Source organism: Rhizobium sp. 05N49, from assembly GCF_056396805.1.
This window is the reverse complement of record NZ_JBFTME010000010.1, coordinates 37,658-56,411: the sequence shown is the minus strand read 5'-3', so window position 1 is coordinate 56,411 and position 18,754 is coordinate 37,658. Positions and strand designations below refer to the sequence as shown.

The window sequence follows — 18,754 nt, the reverse complement described above, 5'->3', positions numbered from 1 at the left end:
CAGCACCTCATATGCTCTGGATGAGGCCGCCGTCGATGCGGATGACGGAGCCGGTAATGTAGGATGCGCGCGGGCTTGCCAGAAAAGCAACCGTGTCGCCATATTCCTCTGGCCGCCCATAGCGTCCGACAGGGATAGCGGCCGTGCTTTCCGCCGTCACCTCTTCCACCGGCCGGTTCTCCCGCTTGGCCTTCTGCTCATCGAGGAAGGTGATACGGCCGGTCGCGATACGTCCCGGCAGCACGATATTGGCGGTGACGCCGTCACGTCCGATTTCGCGTGCAAGCGTCTTCGACCATCCGACCAGCGCCAGGCGCAAGCTGTTGGAAATACCGAGATTGGGAATCGGCGCCACGACGCCGGACGAGGTGGAGGTAATGACGCGGCCCCAGCCGCGCTCTTTCATGCCGGGCAGCACGGCATCCGTCACGGCAATCACCGAGCGCACCATCATGTCGAAATATTTCGACCAGGTTTCCGCCGATTGACCGGAAGCCGGTGTCGGTGGCGGCCCACCCGTATTGTTGACGAGGATATCGATGCTTCCTAACGTATCGGCGATCACAGCCAGCCTCGCCTCGATGACGGAGAGATCGGCAATATCCCAGCCGATCGCCAGCGCCTTTCCTCCCGCAGAAACAATGCCTTCCGCCGTCTTCGTTGCGGCACCTTCGTCAATATCGGCGACGGCAACGCGAACCCCCTCTGAAGCCAACGAGCGGGCAATCGCCCCACCCAGTCCGCCGCCCGCGCCGAACACCAACGCAGTCTTTCCGTTCAATTGCATATCCAAGGCAAATACTCCCGTTTCGCCCGCATTATGGCGATCGGGAAAAGAAGAAAAATCTCGCTTTTTCTGGTTTCAGAAGATAGAAAATCTATCCTTATGGAGACGCGATTTCTCGATACATTTCTACTGGTTGCCGAGCTTGGGTCACTGGCCGAGGCCTCCCGCCGCCTCGGCATTACGCCTGCCGCGGTGGCCCAACGCATGCAGGCACTGGAAGACGACGTCGGCGTGCCGCTGCTGACCCGCGTCGGCCGCCGTGTCCGCCCGACCGATACCGGCCACGCCATTATCGAAAAGAGCCGCAGGATCCTTGCCGAGGTCCGAGATCTGCGCAGCCTCGCCAATGCCGACCTGCCCTCCGGCGAGCTTCGCCTCGGCGCCATCACCACCGCGCTGACCGGACTGCTGCCATCAGCCCTGCACGACGTCTTCGCCAGCATGCCGCTTGTCGAGGTCTTCCTACTGCCAGGCCCGTCGACCGATCTCTACCAGCGGCTGATAGATCGGGATATCGACGCGGCAATCATTGTAAAACCACCTTTTTCGATACCGAAAACATTGGAATGGGAGCTACTGCGGGCCGAACGTCTGGTTCTCGTGGCCCCCGCCGATTGCCAGGGCAAGAACCCGCACGAACTCCTGAAGACCCGCCCCTTCATCCGCTACGACCGGAACAACTGGGGCGGCCGCCTTGCCGACGAATATCTTCAAAGACAGGGTCTGAAGCCGGCTGAACGTCTGGAACTCGATTCCCTCGAAGCAATCTCAGTCATGGTCGCCAACGGGCTCGGCGTCTCGCTGGTGCCGGACTGGGCAAGGCCCTGGCCGGAAGGCCTCAACCTCGCCGTCCTCGAACTGCCCGTACCCTTTCCACCGCGAGAGGTCGGAATGCTCTGGCCGCGCAGTTCCCCGTCGCGTCGGCTGACGGGCATCGTACTCGACGCGCTCAAACGCTCGCAGACCGCCATCGGGCCCTAATCGTTTTTGGCCGAAATCAGGTTCTTGCGCTGATAGACATGGATATAGTCGACCAACAGATAGGATGGGTTCGGCGTTTCATCGATCGGCCAGCCCGATCCGAGCGCAAGATTGACCAGCGGATAGAACGGCATATGGAATTCCGGCGGCGTATCGAAGCTCCACAACGGTTGACGATCCAGATAGAAGGTCGATTTCTGCGGACCAATATCGACGCCAAACGTATGGTAGTCGCTGCTCAGCGAGCCTTCAGGCACATTTGTCAGATGACCGTCCGTCGTGTGCTGGTTGCTTGGGCGCCAGACATGATAACCCATGCTGAACTCGCCGGGCGCGCGACCATAATATTCGATCACGTCGATTTCAGAGGTAAATTTGGACCGGTCGAGGCCGATCAGCCAGAAAGCCGGCCAGACGCCCTTGCCGGGCGGTAGCTTCATGCGTGCTTCAAAATAACCGAACGTCTGCGAAAAGCCCTCACCCTTCGGATTGGTCGAGGCTAGCAGGCCGGAACGCCACTTGCCTTCCGCATCCTTCCGGGCCTCGATGCGCAGGATGCCGTCATTGACCGTAAAAGGGAAACCGTCCATCGGGTCGGTAAACTGTGCATCGCCGAAATCACCATTCCATGGGGTGTGGGCAATCCACCGCGATCCCTTCTCGCCCCAGGCCGAAACGTCAAGCGTGTTGAAGTCTTCGGCGAAGGTTAGCTGGAAATCGTCGAGATTGAGCGGTTCTTCCGCTTCGCTGGGCCGGGGGCCCGGCGGACCGAAAAGGCCGATGATGATCAGAAGTGCAAATCTTCCGGCAAATTTCGAGTGACGCATTGTTCTCCCTCCCGGAGATGTTGAGCCCGCTGCGGGTTTTGCGAGCCGATCATGAAACGACGACTCCGTTTCGCCAGGGTACGATCTTTCTGACGATAATAGCTTCGAGCCCAGCTGGCCTTCCGACGGCCTGCCACAGGAGCAGCGAGAAAACCCAGAAGAGCGCCAGTGCGCCAATGCTGCAGAAACCGACGACGACGACGAGTTCCAAGCCGAGCGGTATGGCTACGAGAACTGGCTGGACCAAAAGCAGGAAGCCGACCATCGGCAGGCAGGCGACAAGCGGACGGACGAACGCGTAAAGCTGCGCGCCGATCGAGACGCCGATCAGCCGCTGCATGATGACAAGGCAGACGAGATAGGCGACGACGGCGGCGATGACGCGTGCCGCCAGGGCGCCTTCAAGCCCGAACATCACGACACCGACCACCGTAACCGGCGCTCTCACTGCGAATTCGGCAAACATCCGCAGCGCCACATAGCGGGTCTTGTCGAGAACCATGACGAGCGAAGGCATGATAGTGGTCGGCAGGCCAATCAGGCTGACGATGCAAAGCCACTGCAGGATCGGCGCTGCAACGATCCATTTCTCGCCAACGACGATACGCACGATCGGCTCGGCCAGAAGAATGATCACGAGCAGGATAGGCGCCGCCACGACCATGATCGCATTTGTGGCCTTCAAATAGGCGGTGATCTGCTGACCCCGGTCGCTGACATTGGAAAAGGCAGCCATCAGCGGACGCATTAGCGGGCCGACGAACGTCTGATAGGGGATACCGGCAAGGTTGTCGGCAACGCTGAAGGCGCCATAGGTGGAAAGGCTCGTAAAGCGCGGCAGCATCAATCGGTCCATCTGCCAGTTGAGCGAGTTGAGAACCTGAGAAACCGTATTCCAGCCAACCATGTCCTGGAAATGCTTCCATTCCGAAAGGCTGAGCCTCGGTCGCATCGGCGCGAAAATATAGGAGACGATGGTAGACGTCGTCGGCCCGGCAACGGCGCCAATCGCCAGCCCCCAGTAACTGTCGGTCGCAAGCACGACACCGACGCTGAAGATCAGCGTCGCCCCCTTGGCAAGGAGGTCGAGGGCGAATTCACGCCGGAAGTCGAAGCGCTGCATGAAGAGCACCATGCGCGGGCTGATCACGCTGCGCATCGCCGGCGCTATCGAAATCACGGCGACCAGCGGTAAAAGCCGCGGATCATTGTAGAAGAGAGCCATCGGCCAGGCGACGACGATCATCAACAGGCTGATCGCCGTTCCTCTCATGAGGCTCAACGTAAAGGCTGTTGCAAACATCCGCTCGGATGGCGAGGGAATGCGTACCAGCGCCTGGGTGAGCGGAAGATCGAGAATCGCCTCGACGATGACGAGCACCGACGTAGCGATGGCGACGATCCCGAAATCCGCCGGGCTCAGAAGTCTCGCAAGCACGAGCAGGCTCACGAAGTCGAGCAGTCGTGCCAGGAATTTTCCGCTTATTGTCCATATGCTTGCTGTCGCCGTTCTATGCGATACGCTTGACACGATTTATTCCTTGGCCATCTACAACGAACCTCTTCTGGGAGCGCCGTAGTACCGCCGCTCCGGGGTTTTGCCGGCCCTTTGGCCAGTTGTGCGTGTCAGCTTACTTTCTTCCTGACGGGACTTGCGGCCTGATAGCCGTGCTTAACGAGTTGCTCGTCGATGAGCGAGCCGAGGCGGTCGCGGAAAACCGCTGCGGAGAATTTCAGGGCGTGGTTATGGATCGCCGCCGGATCGAGCGCATCCTCGACCGCTTCGAACGCTGCTATCGTTTCCATCAGCGCTTCCACGCTTTGCTCGGCAAAGCGGAAGCCGACATGCGGCGCGCAGACGGTCTCACGTGCGCCGCCGGCGTCAAAGGCCAGAACCGGCCGGCCGGACGCCATTGCTTCCACCGGCAGTATGCCGAAGTCTTCGATGCCGGGAAAAAGCAGTGCACGGCAGCGCGACAAATGATCACGCAGAGCCGAGAATGGCTGATGGCCAAGAAACTGCACCGTCGGTCCAGCGATCGATCTCAGATAGGCTTCCTGCTCGCCCTCCCCGATCACGATCAGGTTGCGGCCCATTTCGGTGCAGGCCTTCACGGCAATATCCGGCCGCTTGTAGGCAGTGAGCTGGCCCGCATAGAGATAGAACTCGCCCTTGCCCTGCCCGATGACGAATTCGTCGGTCGCAACCGGCGGATAGATGACGACGGCATCGCGGTCGTAGAAGCGGCGGATACGGCCCGCGACATAGCTCGAATTCGCAACAAACGTATCGACGCGCGCGGCGGTCGTCACATCCCAGGCACGCAGCACCGGAGCCGTGAGCGACATCATTGCCTTGCCAATCCAGGAAACGCCGCGCCGGTACAGGTGAAACTGGTCCCAGATATAGCGCATCGGCGAATGGCAGTAGCAGATGTGAAGCGCATCCGCCCGCGTGATGATACCCTTGGCGGGACCGGATTCGCTTGAAATGACAAGATCATAGTCCTGAAGGTCGAAGTGCTCGAGCGCAAACGGCATGAGCGGCAGCATCTTCGTGTAATGACGCGTCGAACGCGGAATCTTCTGCAGGAAGGACGTATGGATGTTGCGGCTGTTCAGGAAATCACTGGTGCGTTCGGGATTGTACACCAGCGTGAATATGTCGGCCTGCGGGAACATGCGGCACAGTTCTTCGACCACCTTCTCTCCGCCGCGCATCGATACCAGCCAATAGTGGACGATCGCGACGCGAAGCGGTTTCGCATCGGCCCTGCCGCCGGCTTCGACGGGCCGGCTTCTTGCCACGACGGGCGCATCGCCACGGAATGCCATTGTTTCGGGGAGAGAGCTTGCTGCTTTGACAGTCACCTGAACGCTCCTTGTACAATTGCCTCGCCCTTCGGCTCGGGCACTACATGTGTCGGAATCAGACTGCGGTATTGTGCGAGAAGGGCATCGCGCCATTCTTCGTGCGTTGTTGCCAGATTGGGCGACAGCCGGAAGGCGCGCTCGCTCATGAGGCGAACATCCTCCTTCGGCATGTGCCGGAAGGCCGCAAGCGTTGCGGCAAAGGCCTCCTCATCCATCGTATTGCAGGAGATCGCCATTCCGGCCCTCTCCATCTCCTCGGCAAGGAAGGCGCCCTTGGTCATGATGACGGGAAGGCCGCTGCGTGCCGCCTCGATTGCCACGAGGCCGAACGGCTCCGGATAGCGGGACGGCATCACGAGCGCACTTGCCGTGCGGATGATACGACCGATCTCGGCATGCGACTGCCAGCCCATGGCCCGGACATGATCGCCGGCCGCCACGACATCAGGCATCAGTGGCCCATCGCCGATCACACAAAGCCTTGCTCCGGCTCTGCGCGCAGCGGCAAGCGCGTCTTCGATACCCTTTTCCTCATCCAGCCGGCCGATGAAGACGAACTCGTCATTGTCCTCGGCTGCAACACGCTCTGCCGTCAGCGGCGCGATCGGATTGCGGATGGTGATGAGCCGTTCCGGCTGGTAACCGGAGCCCTCAAGGAACTCGGCCATCTTTTCATGGAGCAGGATGATTCTGCCGAAGGCGGGACGGCTTCTCAGGGCACGGAAGAGATTGGCACCGCGGGCCGTCCGCCACAGTTTCTGCGCATAGCTGCGCTTGTCGCAGGATGTGGCAATACAACTCGCTCCAAGCGGACGCCGCTGGCAGATCTCTTGCGCCTGATAATCAAAAAACGCCCCGTTCGGGCAACCGGTGAAAAAGTCATGTGCGTGAACGACGCATCGGCCGGCAACGGGCGCAAGCGCGTCGAAGACGGCCGGCGATAGGATCTGATGCCAGCCGTGGACATGATAGGCCGTCCTCGGCGTATCATTGGCACGCACCCAGGCGGAAATCATGCTGGCTGCGGCAGGATTGTGAATGCCGGTCGCGAAGGCCTTCACTCGATTGGCGCTCAAGAGGTCGCGACTATTGAGCTTGACGATAGAAACGTCGAGAGACGCAAGCTCTTCACTGGCGCCGTCATCACCGCAGATGTAGGTGACAGCAAGGCCCAGTCCGCGGAACAGCTTCGCTGAGAGTACCGCAAGCGCAGTCGCCCCACCCCTCGCCGTCGAATAGTCGTCGATGACGACCACGCGGTCGAGCGCCGGGCGGGCGGCGATGCCGTCTCTCCATATTTTCGCGTAGCGTCCGGAAGCCGGCCACCGCAAGGTCGAAACGGCAGGCCCATTCTCATCAGGACGCAGTTGGCCCATGTCGTTCATAGAAGCTCTCCGACGACAGACACAATGGATGCTTTTGACGGCTAGGCCCCTAGGCCGTCTATGAGGGGTGAAGTGGTCGCGATCCGGCTGCGGACGGCAGCTGGATCGTGACGAAGTGCATCATTTGGYCAACGCTGCACCGTCGGCATAGGCTTCCAGCGCCTTGCGGTTGAGGATACGGATCCTGCCCTGGGCTCCGTCGATCACCTTGCATTCACGCAGGCGCCGCAAGCACTGGTTGACTTTTTCACGAGAAGCCGGAAGCGTCGCCGCCAGATCGTTCTGCGAAATTATCAGCACGTCCCGGTTGGCTGGCGTATCCTTTCCGTAGACCGAAGATAACCGCAGCAACATCGCCGCCAGCCGCGACTGCAGGCTGGATCCGGCGTTCGAAATGATGCGGCGCTCAAGCTCGGAAACACGCGCAAGCGTTCTCGAGAAAACCTTCTCCTGAAACTGCGGATCGGTGGCGTACCTTTCGCGCAGCAACCGACCTTCGAAGAAGTATAGCTCGCAATCCGAACTGGCTCTATACTCCAAATTCAGCATTTGCTTGCGTAATACTTCGAGTTCGCCGATCAGACCTCCCCTCGGAATGATCTCGACGATGAACTCCCTGCCATCCGGCAGCATCGTACTGGCACTGACCAGCCCGCGCTGCACGCGAGCGAACATGTCCACAAAGACTCCAGCGCCAGCAATAAGTTCGCCGCGACGGAAGTTGCGTACAGTCGCGCGGCAGAACGGGAAGTCGTCGTCACTTGAGATGCGATTGTTCAGAGATGTATCCGGAACAACGCTAATAGCCGCTTTGCCCATAGCGACTCTATAGTCTCTCGTTTGTGTAGCTCCGTCCATGCGCATAACTCCCCAACAAAACAGATTGGTCGTAGCTGATGCTGCACTGCATCATTTATATTGTCCTAACTTGAGAGTCAAATAACAATCGAAGATGACAAGAGCATCTCAAATAATAGTGACAATACCACCAGTTATGTAGATTATATTTTTTCTAGTATCCGTCGAATTCAGGGGGAGTACTACGCCAACCTGCCCATTTTTGGGGCTATTGGGATTAAAATTGCCCAAAAATAGCTACAACGCCCGGCTTCATCTATTCAAGCCGTGCGCGCAAGACGTCATATAAGTTAAATTTTCGAATAAATTAGGGTGTAGAAATCCCCTGCCGCCGAATTCGTAGAGAACTCTGTAGCATTACAGTATTAGCATAAATAATTTGCTAATCATTATGACCGCGGTCACAGACAAGCACATTGCGCTGCACCAAACTTCACGAGGTTCTAAACTTTTGGAGTCGGTCGATGACTTGGGAAGCACAGAGTATTGAAGTTCGTGAATCCTGGCCGAACGTTGACCAGTCCGGGCCGAATAACAATCCTCGCAGAGTATCGCGGCCTCATGTGGTCGGCAAAGCATCCAAGCGGGCAGTTGATATCGTATTGGCAGCCGCTGCTCTGGTTTTGCTGTCGCCTCTGATGCTCATCGCGGCACTCATCGTAAAGTTGAGTGACCAGGGGCCAGTCTTCTATTCGCATACGCGTATCGGATATGGGGGCGCCGCCTTTGGCTGTCTCAAGTTCCGCACCATGAAGACCGACGCCGCCGAAAGGCTCGCCGAGCTGCTGCGCGCCAACCCGTCAGCGCGGGCCGAGTGGGAAACGACACGGAAGCTGAAGAACGATCCGCGCATCACCGCTGTCGGCGAAATCCTCAGGAAGTCCAGCATTGATGAGCTTCCGCAGCTCATCAATATCTTGCGGGGCGAAATGAGTATCGTGGGCCCGCGGCCGGTGACGGCAGAAGAACTCGCCCGCTACGGCGAGCATGTCACGAGCTATATGGCCGCTAGACCTGGCCTGACGGGACAATGGCAGACCAGCGGCCGCAACGATGTGAGCTATGAACACCGTGTCGCGCTCGATGTCCAATATGTCCGTCATTGGTCGCTCGCGCGCGATTTCATCATCATCGCAAAGACCGTTCCCGCCCTGTTCTCACAGCGCGGCTGCTACTGATCCAGCCCGGACGCCGTGTGGCCCGACAGGGTCATGCGCACCAGCTGGATACCAATGAAGAAGATACTCTTGCCCTTTGGATCAGGACACTATGAACTCAAATCACGTCTTCAGTAGCGTCGCCCCGATATCCTTGCCGGCCACCGCCAGCAGTAGTTCGTCGTTGACACTGCGGGACATGTCCTTTTTCGTCAGGATGCGTTGGCCGTGGATTGTATTTACCACCGTGGTCTTCCTTGCCCTCGCCGCCGCCTATCTCTTCATCGCCAAACCGACCTATGTGGCCAGTACCCAGCTGATGGTCTTCCCGCAGGTGAACGGTTCGGACGCCCAAAGAGCCTTCGCCGAAGACGCCTTCATCGATGCACAGCTTGAAATAGCAAAGTCGAGCGATGTCCTTGGCGGGGCCGCCAGCGCGCTGAACCTTGCCAACGATCCGGCCTTCTCCAATCAGACCCTTTCCCTGCAGGATAAGGTCAAGGACTGGCTGACCGGCAATCTCGACGCCGCTCAGCCCCGGACTGCACAAGGAGATGCGACCTCGGGCAATGCCCAGCCTGCCAGTGCAAACCAGGAAGAGGCGGGAATCGACCGGGCGATCGCTCGTCTGCGCAACATAGTTGCCATGCGCCGCATCGGTCAGTCGACGATCCTCGAAATATCCGCATCCGCATCCAGCCCGCAAAAAGCGGTCGAGATCGCCGATGCGGTTGCCCAGCAATATATCCGCAAGAATGTGCAGATGAAGGCCGCCGCAGCCCAGCAATACAGCGAATGGTTGGAGCAGTTCGTCAACGAGCAGCAGCGTGGGCTCGCCGATGCCGCGAGCGCGCTGGCAACCTTCAAGGCCAATCCGCGCGACCAGTTCAAGCTCGCTGAATTGCAGAGCGCCACCGACGCCCGGCGCACCCTCTTCGAAAACACCCTGACGCAGTATACCGAGGCCAAGCAGCGCATCTCCTATCCGGTTTCCGACGCGACCATCGTTTCGCGGGCGACCTCGCCACTCTCCAAGGCGCAGCCGAACAATTCGCTGATCCTTGCCTTCGCGCTGGTGGTTGGCGCCGGTTCCGGCCTCGGCCTCGCCATGATCCGCCATGTCAGCGACCGGCGCATCATGCGCACCCAGCAGCTCTCGCATGCGACGGGCCTCTCTTTCGTTACACCTCTCGGACGCGCAAAGAGGACGAGCCGCGCGGCGGCGCTGTCTACGTCCAACGACAGCGGCACCGTCGCCTATCCGATGATCCCAGGAATGGCCGAGCTTGGGGCGACTGTCACCGGCTTCCGCCGCAGACGGCGCGTGGTAATCGGTATCGTGGCCGTCAATCCGGGCGGCGGCGCATCCACCATCGCCTGCGAGCTCGCCGTGCTCTCGGCAATATCCGGTTCGCGCACCCTGCTGATCGATGCCGCGGCGACAAAGTCTTCCCTGAGCAAGTCCATTGCGCCGAACAGTTCGGCTGGCCTGATCGACGTGCTCGACAATGTCGAGGCGATCCGCACCGCCACCCTGTCGCTGACGCCGACATTGAAATTCCTGCCTCTCGGCAAGGTCCGTGCCGTGACGCCCGCCGTCCGTCTGAGCTCGCGTCGCACCCAGCTCAACTTCAACGATCTGAAAAAGGAATTCGACGCCATTTTTGTCGATATCTCCGCCTTCACCTCGTCGCCGGACGCAAACGCGCTCGCTCCGGAGTTAGACGGTGTTCTCGTTGTAACCTCTTACGGCCGCACGTCGATTGACGAGACGGTTCGCGTCATCGACAGCATGCGCAATGTCGGCGCCGAAATCCTCGGTGCGATCGTCAACAACACACCATCGAGTGTTCAGATATGATGGCTCCGACCCCACAAGCAGCAAAGCTGAAGGTCGCCGTCGGCATTGCCTCGGCCGGCCGGCCTGCGACGCTTCTGGAGACGGTAACCTATATTGAGGGTCTTCAGCCTCACCCGGAGCGCATCATCGTCTGCGTCCCCAACCTGGATGACGCTGCCGGACTTGCCAATCGAAAGGGCGTGGAATTGATGGCCGGCCCCCGTGGCCTGACCTGCCAGCGCAACCGGATTATCGAAGCCGCCGGTGCGGACATGGATGTGCTGATCTTCCTCGACGACGACTTCATTCCGGCTCCTGGCTACATTCCACGCATGGCGGCGGTCTTCGCCGACAACCCGGATGTGGTCATTGCGACCGGCGACGTCCTGGCTGACGGGATTCTCGGCAAGGGGCTGACCCAGTCCGAAGCCATGCATGTCATCAAGACCGCAAGCGAAAGAGACGAGCAGGTGACGGAAGTCTATAACGCCTACGGATGCAACATGGCGGTTCGGCTGGCGCCAATTCTAAGTCACGGGCTCGCTTTCGATGAAGAATTGCCGCTCTATGGCTGGCTGGAGGATGTCGACTTCAGCCGGTCTATAGCGCGCTACGGACGGTCGGTGCGTATTTCGGGCGCTTGCGGTGTACATCTCGGCGTCAAGTCCGGACGCCAGCCCGGCAAGAGGCTCGGCTATTCGCAAGTCGCAAATCCCGTGCATCTGCTGCGTAAGGGCACGATGTCCCTGACCCGTGCTCTGGCGCAGATCGGCCGCAATATCCTGGCCAACGCCCGCGGCACCCTTCTCAATGATCGCGCAGTTGACCGTCGTGGCCGACTGAACGGCAATTTCCTGGCTTTGTCCGACCTTCTGATGGGACGCGCATCACCCATGCGCATCCTCGAACTCAGCCAGTCCTCAAATCGCGAGATGTCTTCGCCATCCATCGCGGCAAAACGGAGGTAACAGACGCCATGAGGCTTATGTCTTTCCCTGATCGTCTTACGCTCGCTGGCCTTGCCGCCGTCTTCACCTGCCTGCTGGGATGGACTGCCGCCCATGCCGACAACTACACGCTCGTTCCCGAGGACAAGATAAAGCTGCGTGTTGTGGAATGGCGTTCCACCGACTCCAAATATGCGAGCTGGGAAGCTCTCGACGGAACCTACAACGTCGATGATGCCGGCAATCTGTCGATCCCGATTGCCGGTCAGATCAGGGCCTCCGGGCAGACGACCGAGCAATTGTCGGAGACCATTTCAGACGCGTTGGCTGAAAAAGCCGACCTTCCCGGAAGACCTTTCATCGCTGTCGAGATCGACCAGCATGCGCCGATCTTCGTCAACGGCAGCATCGAGCGGCCGGGACGCTATCCCTTCGAGGCCAACATGACTGTCATGAAAGCCGTCAGCATTGCTGGCGGCTATATGCGGGCGCGTGACGAGAGCAGCTACTATGACAGGGACCGCATTCAGGCAGCCGGCGACTATCGCACAGCCGTCTTGAACCGCCGCGATCTCCTGATGCGCGCTGCGCGCCTGCGGGCCGAGATTGCCGGTCAGCCCGATTTCGACATTCCCTCGGAGATCGGCGGTGTGCCCGACATCGGCAAGCTCAAGGCAGAGGAACTGAACCTGATGCGCCTGAGAGCTGTCGAGACCAACAGCAAGGTCGAGGCGGCTGATGATCTGAGCCGTCTCTACACCCAGGAAATCCAGTCTCTCGAAGCCAAGGTTGTCTCCCAGAAGCGGCAGATCGATCTCGCACAGCAGGAGCTAAACAACGTCAACAGCCTCGTCAGCAAGGGCTTGACCAGCAATACCCGCCAATTTTCCGTCGATCGGAGCCTGGCAGAAACTCAGAGCGAACTGCTGGATCTGGAGATCGCACTCACCAAATCCCGTCAGGGCCTGAACGAGAGCCAGCGAGAAAAGGCTGATGTCATCAACAAGCGCAATGCCGAAAACCAGCAGGAGCTGAACACGATCAGCCTCGCCATCAACAAGGCAGGGATCGACATGCAGGTGGCGCAATTGCTCGGCGACCAGGCCGGATACAGTGCGGAACTCGCCCGCATGGGCGCGGAATCGACCTTGCTCGGAACGACGAAGAAGAACTTCAAGATCGTCCGTCGCAACGAGGATGGTAGTTACAGCAATATCGTCGCAGACGAGAACACGGCCCTGTTGCCGCACGACATCATCGAGATCGGCGTCGAGGCAGCCGCGGATGCCTCCTCTGCGGCGTCGCAGCCTCGGCAGCCGGCCGGCGCCCTCGTTCCCAATGTAGCCCGAAGCGATGCGCCCCGTCCGGAATGGGTACCGCAGACGGGATCGAACTAGGAGACCACGGTAGGAATATGCCTGTTAGCGTCGGAATTGAGTTCATGTCCGCATCTATGGAAAGTCTTCGACCCGGCTCGGAGGTTTCTGCATGACAATTGAACCGATCGGCTTCCTCGTCTTCCTGCTTGGCCTGGCGCTCGTCTATTATGGATTCCGCTTTGCGATCACGGCGCTCTGCATCTCCACGCTGCTCGGCGCGGCCGCAGCCTTCCAGCTTCCCGCACTCGGCGGCAGCAGCATTCAGCCGAGCCATCTCCTGCTGCTGTTCGTGACGATCGGTGTGCTGCTGCGTCCGCGCCAGAAACAGGCGGCGCTGACAAGTCTCGCCTATCCCGGCCCCGGCTTCTGGTTTGCTGCCTATGTCCTGTTTTCTGCGGTATCGGCCTTCTTCCTGCCGCGTATTTTCGCCGGCGCGACATTGGTGTATTCATCCGCACGCAGCAGTTCCGGCTTGATGTCGATCATGGCATCGCCGCTGGCGCCGGGTTCCTCCAATCTCACGCAGTCCGTCTACCTGCTCGGCGATCTCATATGCTTCGCCATTGTCTGTGGTTTTGCCCGGCTTGGACACGGACGCTTCATTGCCCGCCAGCTCATCGTTACGGCGCTCATCTGCCTGGGTTTCGCCCTCGTCGATATTGCGACCTTCACGATCGGCCAGCCCGACCTGCTCGATTTCATTCGAAACGCCAACTACACGATGCATACGGCCGAGGTGATCGGCGGCTTCAAGCGCATCGTCGGCTCCTTTCCGGAGGCTAGCGCCTACGGTGCAGCCGCCTTGGTCTTCTTCTCTTTCACGCTCATCCTGTGGCTTGAGCGCTTTCCGAGCCGTTTCACCGGCTTTGCGACGATATCGGTCGGCCTCACCGTGATCCTCTGCACCTCGACGACCGCCTATGCCGCCGGTCTCTTCATGATCGTCGTTGCAGTATTGTTCAGCCTGAGGCGCCTTCTGAGCGGCCAGGCGACTCGTCCCTATGCAACCTTCCTTTTGATCATGCTGCTTATGGTGCCCTGTTTGATCATGGCCGTGGCGCTGATCCCGAGTGCCTGGAACGCCATTGGCGACCTGGCGAATGCAACAGTTGCCAATAAGCTCGAATCCCAATCCGGCGAAGAACGAACCGCCTGGAACACGCTCGCGCTGATCTCCTTCATCGAAACGGCGACCTTCGGAGCCGGGCTTGGTACGGTGCGGGCGTCGAGCTTCGCCGCAGCCCTTCTGTCGAATGTCGGCCTTACCGGCACTGCTCTCTTCCTGCTCTTCCTCTATAGCCTGCTGAAGGCTGCGGGTCGCAGCAAGCTGGTGAACCGTGAAAACCGGGCTATCGGTATGGCGGCGGTTTTCGCCTCCGTCGCACAGATCGCCTCGGCGACGATTTCCGGAAGCAGCACCGATCTCGGCCTGCTTTTCAGCATCACGGCTGGACTTGCAAGCGGCTGCCTGACCGCACCCTACCCGCTGACAAACCGTATGGCCCGCCTGCAGAGGACACCGGCATCTCTGATGAGTACGCCGGTATTTTCGTCGCGATGATGCGCGGGGCGGAAAAAATGTCGGTTACGTCAGCCTTGCCGCTCGCTCGGCACAGGCGCCTGATCGGTAATCGCGCTTTCCTTGGACGACTTGCGGCTGCGGCGCCAGAAGCCGGTCGCAAAGACCCCCGTCACATAGCAGACCTGCATGAGCAGGAGGATACCGAGACCATAAAGCGCGGCTTCAAACAGCGACGTGTTTTGATGGGCTACGATGCCGAAACCAAGAGCTACAATAATCGCGAAAATCGCGAAGGCCCAGGCGCGAATGGCTGCTCCGGCTGCGAGCGAAATCAGTATCACAATGATTGTGCCGTTCAGCATTGCGATGCCTTATTCCTTTCTATCGTCCCACCGAGCCCTGCGCCGGGTTTCACATTACAGGACCAGATCCACAACACCCAGCTTTTGGTAGTGGAGCGATAGCAATGGTTAATTTTCCCACAATCCGTCGTGATCAAACCGCCGAAGAGGCACGATTGGCTCCCGAGCGGATGAAAAATTTCCCGCTTGCGACAAGTGGGAGACAGCACCTCAACAACGGTAAATTTTTGACGGATTTGAATAAAGGCACTTCGAGACGAAGAACTGCGAGAAGGATTGTATCATGAGTAATCAGTGCGTGGCCTACGTTACGGATGTCGAATATTCTTTCCCCACTATTCTTTCGGCACTGCAGGCGCGGAAGTTTGCAAATCCCGAGACAGATGTCTGTGTTCTCATGTCGGAACACCTCGACAATTTCGAGGAGCTGAAAAGCCTGCTGGCGCTCAGCGGCGTCACGTTGATGGACGCGACGGAAGCGCTGCACGAATCTCTCGGCAAGCTCGACGGTTCGCATTTCATGGGCCGTATCAGCGTCAGCACCATGGCCAAGCTCGTGCTCGCACAGATCCTGCCTGACAACTATACTCAGATCATCTATCTGGACGGCGACACGCAGATCGTCAGCAGCCTTGCTGATCTCGAAAATGCGTTCGCTCCTCCCGGAAAATTCTTCGCAGCCCGCGATTACACGTCGATTCATGGCCTGTTGCAAAACGGCAAGGACAGCAATTATTTCAATGCCGGCGTTTTGAAATTCCACCGCGACGGCTGGATCGGACCGGAAGCACTGCAGCTCTTTGCCACGAACCCGGAGGCTTGCGATGGCAAGCATGATCAGGGCGCGCTGAACTATGTCTGCGGCTCCTCGCTCATCCTGGTGTCGAACCGCTGGAACTTCCCCAAGCAATTCCTGCATCTGGTGGACATGTCCTCGCTTGCCATCGTCCACTACATGGCGCACCCGAAACCCTGGCACGGCACCTTCTTCCCGTGGAGCGACACCGAAAGCCAAGTCTACATCGACCTGCGCAAAACACACCCGGCCTACAACGCGCTCTACCGGGGCATCAGCTTCGATCGGAAGATGGTCTACAAATATCGTTCGATGCGCGAGCGCGTGAGACATGCCCTGCAGAATGAGATGCCCAATCCACGCGTGCAGACGCTGCTCGCCGGCGACTATGTCGTCTGACGAAAAATTGGCCCGATCCCTGCAGGCAGAGCTGGATATCAAAGCCAGCGCGAGTGTTCAGGAGCAGAAATGAGTGCTTTGACGACCAGCATCTCACACTACGCCAAGGCCCGTCTGCGCCGTTCGCTGAAGGCCGGCCAGATCGGCTATGCCGGCCTTCGCGACAGCCTGAAGCAGGCACGCCACGTGCTGATCTGCGTGATTCGCGACGAAGGACACCGGATGGAGTTCTTCCTGCAATATTATCGCGATCTCGGTGTCGAGCATTTCATCTGCATCGACAACGGCTCAAGCGACGGCACGGTCGAGCTGCTCTCCGGCATGGAGGATGTTTCGCTGCTGTCAGCCACCGGTTCCTACAAGGCTGCGCGCTTTGGCAATGATTGGATAAACGCCGTCATGAACCGTCATTGCCAGCAGAAATGGGTTCTCTATGTGGATGCCGACGAATTTCTCGTCTATCCGCATTGCGATACGCGTTCGATCAGCCAGTTGACCGCCTATATGGAATCCGTTGGCGCCCGCTCGCTGCGCTCGGTCATGATTGACATGTACAGCCGCAATCCCGTCAGCGAAAACGTCTGCGAGCCCGGCCGCAATCCGCTCGAAGTCTGCAGCCTCTTCGACCGCTCAGGCTATGAATCGCATTTCGACAGGAATAGTCGCACCATCTGGATCAAGGGCGGGGTCCGAGGTCGCGTCTATTTTCGGGGCCGCATCTGGGATGGCCCTGCGCTCAACAAGATCCCGCTGATCTACGTATCCGGCGAGCGCCTCTATCTCAAATCCTCGCACCAGGTCTGGCCGCTCGCACTGAACCTTGGTGAAATGCGCGGCACCGTTGGTATCACCAGCGCCCTCCTGCACTTCAAGTTTCTGTCGAGCTTCCTCAACAAGGTCGCCGATCCCGCCAACCGCTCGGAGCATACTGCCGAATACACGATGTATTCCTCCCCCGAAGACGCCCGCAATTTCGTCTATACGGGTACTGGCACCTTCAGCCACTGGAAGGATCTCACCGACAGCGGTCTTATACAGGGCGAAGGCTGGCAATTCTGGCGCAGCGCCTCCGATAGCGAGGTGCAGCAGCAGACCTTGCTCTCACAGGAAAAAGCAGCCACCCCGGCGCAGGGAGGCGCAGTCATTGTGGGTGAAGCGCAGGCCTCCCGTTGAATTCGCGCCCCTTCACCTCGTCGCTGTCGAGGCTGCTATAAAGACTCGTATTAACACCCGCATTTACGGTAACTTACTTCCATCCGCGATTTGCCGCGGCCTAGAGTGCCGGACTGTTGAACCAGGAAGTGATCATGCTGCGACGCATTCTCCTCGCCGCACTTTCCGTGCTGGCAGGCTGCGGCCATCCGACCGGGGTGATGACCCCTGTCGTCCTCACGGCCAATACTCCGAAAACCTCACAGGTCGAAATGCTGGTGGCGACCACCCGTCAGCCTTCCGCAAATCCTGCGACGCTTTTCAATGGAGAGCGCAGTCCGAAACCCTACCTGACGGATATTGCAATTTCCATTCCGCCGAAGCGTGCGGCCGGCACCGTACAGTGGCCCGAAAAACTGCCGCCAAACCCGGCGACAGATTTCGCGGTCACGCGGGTCGAGAAGCTCGAGACGCGGGCGGAAGGGCGTGCCTGGTTCCAACAGCATCTGGTCGACGGCCACGCACTCGTTTTCATACACGGCTTCAACAATACCTATGAGGATTCCGTCTTCCGCCTTGCGCAGATCGTCCACGACAGCGGCATGAAGGCGACGCCGGTCCTTTTCACCTGGCCTTCGCGTGCAAAGCTGACGGCCTATGAATACGACAAGGAAAGCACGAACTATTCGCGCACGGCACTCGAACAGGCGCTGCGAATCCTTGCCCAGGATCCAAGCGTCAAGGATATCACCATTCTTGCCCATTCGATGGGAACCTGGCTTGCCATGGAATCCCTGCGCCAGATGGGCATCCGTGACGGGCATGTGAACACCAAGATCCGCGATGTCATTCTTGCCTCCCCCGATATCGACATACAGGTCTTTGCCAAGCAGTTCGTGGAAATGGGCACACCCCGTCCGAAATTCACGATCTTCGTCTCGCAGGATGATCGGGCTCTGGCAGTTTCGAGCTTCATCACCGGAAAAGTATCCCGGCTCGGTGCCATCGATCCATCCAAGGAGCCCTATCGCAGCCGGCTGGAAGAAGCCGGCATTACCGCGATCGATCTGACCAAGGTCGACACCGGCGACAAGCTCAATCACGGCAAGTTTGCCGAAAGCCCCGAAATCGTCCAGCTCATCGGCCAGCGGCTGATGACGGGCCAGACCCTGACGGATTCCAACATCACCCTCGGCGAAGGCGTTGCCGCCGTCGTAGGCGGTACGGTGCAGACTGTGGGCAAGGTCGCCGGCACGGCGGTAGCCGCGCCGCTGACGATCGTCGGACAGCCTCTGCCAACCGCCGCAAAACCAGTAGAAGTCGAAGATACTCTTCGCGCCGATCCGCAATCGCAGCCGCTGACGCAGTAACGAACGCGATTTACGTGGGCGGTTACGTCCAGCAACATCGGCATTTACGGTAACGTACTTCCGCAGATGGCCTCAAAGTAGAAGTCTCTCCCGGTCGAATGGCGACGATCCAGTTCCG

General features: G+C 59.2%; 16 protein-coding genes. 9 read left to right on the top strand and 7 right to left on the bottom strand.

Annotated features, from left to right (window positions below):
* Positions 1-7: 7 nt before the first annotated feature.
* Positions 8-793, bottom strand: a complete 786-nt coding sequence (locus AC1DF8_RS20535) for an SDR family oxidoreductase (RefSeq protein WP_478154690.1) — start codon at positions 791-793, stop codon at positions 8-10.
* A 93-nt stretch (positions 794-886) separates the two neighbouring features.
* On the opposite strand from AC1DF8_RS20535, the gene AC1DF8_RS20530 reads away from it, so the two are divergent.
* Positions 887-1,768 carry a LysR family transcriptional regulator gene (locus tag AC1DF8_RS20530; protein WP_112543894.1) on the top strand — a complete coding sequence of 294 codons (882 nt, stop codon included), beginning with the start codon at positions 887-889 and terminating at the stop codon, positions 1,766-1,768.
* Here AC1DF8_RS20530 and AC1DF8_RS20525 read toward each other — a convergent pair.
* From AC1DF8_RS20525 to AC1DF8_RS20505, 5 genes are all read right to left on the bottom strand, one after another.
* A complete protein-coding gene (locus AC1DF8_RS20525; RefSeq protein ID WP_113209935.1) occupies positions 1,765-2,595 on the bottom strand; it encodes a glycoside hydrolase family 16 protein in 831 nt (276 codons plus the stop codon). The genes AC1DF8_RS20530 and AC1DF8_RS20525 overlap by 4 nt on opposite strands.
* Positions 2,596-2,644: 49 nt before the next feature.
* Positions 2,645-4,126 (bottom strand): lipopolysaccharide biosynthesis protein, encoded by a 1,482-nt coding sequence (locus AC1DF8_RS20520; protein WP_478154687.1) that lies wholly within the window; start codon positions 4,124-4,126, stop codon positions 2,645-2,647.
* Positions 4,127-4,221: 95 nt separating this feature from the next.
* Positions 4,222-5,466, bottom strand: coding sequence for a glycosyltransferase (locus tag AC1DF8_RS20515; protein WP_478154685.1), 1,245 nt, complete (start codon positions 5,464-5,466; stop codon positions 4,222-4,224).
* Positions 5,463-6,854 (bottom strand): glycosyltransferase family 4 protein, encoded by a 1,392-nt coding sequence (locus tag AC1DF8_RS20510; RefSeq protein WP_478154683.1) that lies wholly within the window; start codon positions 6,852-6,854, stop codon positions 5,463-5,465. Before AC1DF8_RS20510 ends, AC1DF8_RS20515 begins: the two co-directional genes overlap by 4 nt.
* 120 nt (positions 6,855-6,974) lie before the next feature.
* Positions 6,975-7,712, bottom strand: a complete 738-nt coding sequence (locus AC1DF8_RS20505) for a Crp/Fnr family transcriptional regulator (RefSeq protein WP_478154681.1) — start codon at positions 7,710-7,712, stop codon at positions 6,975-6,977.
* Positions 7,713-8,176: 464 nt separating this feature from the next.
* Between AC1DF8_RS20505 and AC1DF8_RS20500 the strand changes: the two genes are divergently transcribed.
* The 5 genes from AC1DF8_RS20500 (at position 8,177) to AC1DF8_RS20480 (ending at position 14,596) form a co-directional block, all read left to right on the top strand.
* Positions 8,177-8,890, top strand: a complete 714-nt coding sequence (locus tag AC1DF8_RS20500) for a sugar transferase (protein ID WP_029868884.1) — start codon at positions 8,177-8,179, stop codon at positions 8,888-8,890.
* Positions 8,891-8,981: 91 nt separating this feature from the next.
* Entirely contained in the window at positions 8,982-10,730 is a 1,749-nt protein-coding gene (locus tag AC1DF8_RS20495) for a GumC family protein (protein WP_029868885.1), read from the top strand.
* Positions 10,727-11,677: a glycosyltransferase family 2 protein gene (locus AC1DF8_RS20490; protein ID WP_113146627.1), complete on the top strand. Its 951-nt coding sequence runs from the start codon at positions 10,727-10,729 to the stop codon at positions 11,675-11,677. The genes AC1DF8_RS20495 and AC1DF8_RS20490 overlap by 4 nt, the downstream gene beginning before the upstream one ends.
* Before the next feature lie 8 nt (positions 11,678-11,685).
* On the top strand, positions 11,686-13,053 hold the full coding sequence (locus AC1DF8_RS20485; protein WP_113209005.1) for a polysaccharide biosynthesis/export family protein: 1,368 nt from the start codon (positions 11,686-11,688) through the stop codon (positions 13,051-13,053).
* Positions 13,054-13,144: 91 nt separating this feature from the next.
* Positions 13,145-14,596, top strand: a complete 1,452-nt coding sequence (locus AC1DF8_RS20480) for a hypothetical protein (protein ID WP_478154678.1) — start codon at positions 13,145-13,147, stop codon at positions 14,594-14,596.
* A 29-nt stretch (positions 14,597-14,625) separates the two neighbouring features.
* On the opposite strand, the gene AC1DF8_RS20475 is transcribed toward AC1DF8_RS20480, so the two are convergent.
* A complete protein-coding gene (locus AC1DF8_RS20475; protein ID WP_478154676.1) occupies positions 14,626-14,919 on the bottom strand; it encodes a hypothetical protein in 294 nt (97 codons plus the stop codon).
* 283 nt (positions 14,920-15,202) lie between these two features.
* Here AC1DF8_RS20475 and AC1DF8_RS20470 point away from each other — a divergent pair, with 283 nt between their 5' ends.
* The 3 genes from AC1DF8_RS20470 (at position 15,203) to AC1DF8_RS20460 (ending at position 18,636) form a co-directional block, all read left to right on the top strand.
* Positions 15,203-16,114 carry a glycosyltransferase family 8 protein gene (locus tag AC1DF8_RS20470; protein WP_113014859.1) on the top strand — a complete coding sequence of 304 codons (912 nt, stop codon included), beginning with the start codon at positions 15,203-15,205 and terminating at the stop codon, positions 16,112-16,114.
* A 69-nt stretch (positions 16,115-16,183) separates the two neighbouring features.
* Positions 16,184-17,287: a glycosyltransferase family 2 protein gene (locus tag AC1DF8_RS20465; protein WP_478154673.1), complete on the top strand. Its 1,104-nt coding sequence runs from the start codon at positions 16,184-16,186 to the stop codon at positions 17,285-17,287.
* 134 nt (positions 17,288-17,421) lie between these two features.
* Positions 17,422-18,636: an alpha/beta hydrolase gene (locus AC1DF8_RS20460; RefSeq protein WP_478154671.1), complete on the top strand. Its 1,215-nt coding sequence runs from the start codon at positions 17,422-17,424 to the stop codon at positions 18,634-18,636.
* Positions 18,637-18,754 lie beyond the last annotated feature (118 nt).

What these genes read in the sequence shown, in the direction of transcription:
- AC1DF8_RS20525 (WP_113209935.1), bottom strand. Translation starts at nt 2,595, where the DNA reads ATGCGTCACTCGAAATTTGCCGGAAGATTTGCACTTCTGATCATCATC.
- AC1DF8_RS20470 (WP_113014859.1), top strand. Translation starts at nt 15,203, where the DNA reads ATGAGTAATCAGTGCGTGGCCTACGTTACGGATGTCGAATATTCTTTC.
- AC1DF8_RS20465 (WP_478154673.1), top strand. Translation starts at nt 16,184, where the DNA reads ATGAGTGCTTTGACGACCAGCATCTCACACTACGCCAAGGCCCGTCTG.
- AC1DF8_RS20500 (WP_029868884.1), top strand. Translation starts at nt 8,177, where the DNA reads ATGACTTGGGAAGCACAGAGTATTGAAGTTCGTGAATCCTGGCCGAAC.
- AC1DF8_RS20510 (WP_478154683.1), bottom strand. Translation starts at nt 6,854, where the DNA reads ATGAACGACATGGGCCAACTGCGTCCTGATGAGAATGGGCCTGCCGTT.
- AC1DF8_RS20495 (WP_029868885.1), top strand. Translation starts at nt 8,982, where the DNA reads ATGAACTCAAATCACGTCTTCAGTAGCGTCGCCCCGATATCCTTGCCG.
- AC1DF8_RS20530 (WP_112543894.1), top strand. Translation starts at nt 887, where the DNA reads ATGGAGACGCGATTTCTCGATACATTTCTACTGGTTGCCGAGCTTGGG.
- AC1DF8_RS20480 (WP_478154678.1), top strand. Translation starts at nt 13,145, where the DNA reads ATGACAATTGAACCGATCGGCTTCCTCGTCTTCCTGCTTGGCCTGGCG.
- AC1DF8_RS20475 (WP_478154676.1), bottom strand. Translation starts at nt 14,919, where the DNA reads ATGCTGAACGGCACAATCATTGTGATACTGATTTCGCTCGCAGCCGGA.
- AC1DF8_RS20490 (WP_113146627.1), top strand. Translation starts at nt 10,727, where the DNA reads ATGATGGCTCCGACCCCACAAGCAGCAAAGCTGAAGGTCGCCGTCGGC.
- AC1DF8_RS20485 (WP_113209005.1), top strand. Translation starts at nt 11,686, where the DNA reads ATGAGGCTTATGTCTTTCCCTGATCGTCTTACGCTCGCTGGCCTTGCC.
- AC1DF8_RS20460 (WP_478154671.1), top strand. Translation starts at nt 17,422, where the DNA reads ATGCTGCGACGCATTCTCCTCGCCGCACTTTCCGTGCTGGCAGGCTGC.